3 protein-coding genes are annotated in these 2,061 nt (G+C 64.1%); 2 read left to right on the forward strand and 1 reads right to left on the reverse strand.

Features of this window, described 5'->3' with window-relative positions; translation table 11 throughout:
- Together WKW82_RS40835 and WKW82_RS40415 are read left to right on the forward strand one after the other, a co-directional pair.
- Positions 1-211, forward strand: a 211-nt coding sequence (locus WKW82_RS40835) for an Rrf2 family transcriptional regulator (RefSeq protein WP_422823717.1), incomplete at its 5' end; no start/stop codon positions are given.
- 461 nt (positions 212-672) lie between these two features.
- Positions 673-1,236 (forward strand): BPSL1445 family SYLF domain-containing lipoprotein, encoded by a 564-nt coding sequence (locus WKW82_RS40415; RefSeq protein ID WP_340348831.1) that lies wholly within the window; start codon positions 673-675, stop codon positions 1,234-1,236.
- 295 nt (positions 1,237-1,531) lie between these two features.
- Here the strand turns inward: WKW82_RS40415 and WKW82_RS40420 are convergent.
- Positions 1,532-2,061, reverse strand: a 530-nt coding sequence (locus tag WKW82_RS40420; RefSeq protein WP_340348832.1) for an autotransporter domain-containing protein, incomplete at its 5' end; no start/stop codon positions are given.

Below are 2,061 nucleotides of genomic sequence, written 5' to 3' on the forward strand. Positions count from 1 at the left end.
TCGCGGCCCCGGCGGCGGCTATGAGCTCAGACGCATGGCTTCCGAAATCACGATCGCCGACATCATCGCGGCGGTCGATGAGTCCATCGACGCAACCCTATTCGGCGGCGAGGAAAATTGCCTGGGCGAAGCCGGCCGCTGTGTGACACATGATCTCTGGGCCTCGCTAAACCAGCACAGAGTCGAGTTCCTGAGTTCCATCACGCTGTAAAAGCTGGCGGACGATCAACTCGCCAATGGCGTGAAGGTCGAGAACATGCCGGTCGTGAAGCGCGGAATAATGGAGCGGCCGGTGGCCAAGCCCATTCGCGTCAAGGCGAATTCGGTGTGTTCGCACTGGGCAAGGACTTGGCCGAGACCTGATTTTGCCGGAGGCTGCGGAATGGCCAATGATGCATCACGCGGGCACTGCGACTCGCAATCGGATCTTGACCCGCGTCCTCAACACAATTGGCCATCATCGGTCAGTCGGGAAGTTAAACCGACTTGCGGTTGGATACTGTTTGCGTCTTGGCCAGCAGACTGACGCGTGCGGCCGGTGCGTCCCGCGTTTTGCTTTTCCCCACCAAGGGACGCACCCCGCGCCAGTGACCGTACATTGACTATGCTGCTGGCGGCTTGAGCCAACTCCGTAGGGCGCGCACAATGGTGAAACCACACAGGAGAGCAGACATGGACAAGCGATCTTTCTTGTCAGCAGGGCTTCTGGGCGTGCTCGCCGCGGCATGCACCACCACCTCCATCAAGGGCGGCGATCCGGCAGCCAAGCGCGCCAGCATTGACGCTGGCGTCGACAGTTCACTGTCCAGGCTCTACTCGCAGGCGCCGGGCTCGCGTGAAATGACGAGCAAGGCCAAGGGGGTGCTCGTGTTCCCCGCAGTGGTCTCCGCCGGGCTTGGCGTGGGTGGCTCCTACGGGCAGGGGGCGCTGCGCGTCGGCGGCAAGACCGTGGGCTATTACAGCACCACCGCAGCGTCCGTCGGCTTGCTTGCCGGCGCCGACTCCAAGGCTGTCTACGTGCTCTTCATGACCCAGGAGTCGCTGGACAAGTTTCGCGCGAGCAACGGCTGGACCGCCGGCGCCGATGCCTCGGTCACCATGCTCAAGGTCGGCGCGTCCGCAGCCGTCGACACCCAGACCGCGCAGCAACCAGTCGTGGGTTATGCCCTGAGCAATGCCGGCCTGATGGCCAACCTCAGCCTTGACGGCACCAAAATCAACAAGCTCGACTTTTGATCTTTTCGGGGAGCTCAGGGCCTTGTAGCGACCTTCAACTTTGCGGGCCGAACATCGGCGGCGCATTGCGGCTACCAGCCACTTTGATGCCGAGCGAAGCCAAAACCGAGGACTTGACCGTCGCAGCGCCGCCAATGCTCCAGAGGTGGCCGATCTCGCCGTACAGGTTTGTCGCAGGGTTCAACGCCAGCGGCCGCCTCGGCTGCGCTGTAGCCGCTCCCGCTCGAGATCGCCAGGGCTCCCTCCGGGCCGATGAAGGTGGTTACGCTGTCGCCGAAACTCGCCCAATACAGGTTCAGGCGAGCGTACGGTTCCAGTCGTCCGGCACCGGTGGCGAGATTGCCCTTGATGCGCACGCCCAAGCGCCCGATCCAGCCGTCGCCAAGGTCCTGGCGAATTGCGCGCCGCTGAGCAGCATGACGTCGATCCTGGTGCGCTGCCATGCAATCTGTGCCTGAGGTTCCAGGCTCCAGCGCGCGCTGAGGGCGAATGGCTTGCCCACCTCCACCGAGGCGGCAACGCTGCTGGCCTTGCCGCCCGCGCCCAGGTTGATGTCGGGGCGTATCGTGAAGCGCTGGCTGCCGCCTTGCAGCACGCTGTCGACGTACAGCCCACTGGACGTCATCCAGGTCGCGTACGCGCCGAGGTAGCGCGACTGCAGTTCGTTGTAGCCCCGCGGGCGATGATGCCCCGGGCGTTGCCGCTCACGTCGGAGCTGGCTGGTAGTAGACGGGTGCCGGGTCGGCCAGGCCGACTTCCACGCCCGGTAGGGAAATACCGACGGACCAGTTGGTCGCGGCGCTTGCTGAAGCGGCACCCGTGAGT

It is taken from the genome of Variovorax rhizosphaerae, from assembly GCF_037889975.1.
GTDB lineage: Bacteria > Pseudomonadota > Gammaproteobacteria > Burkholderiales > Burkholderiaceae_C > Variovorax > Variovorax rhizosphaerae.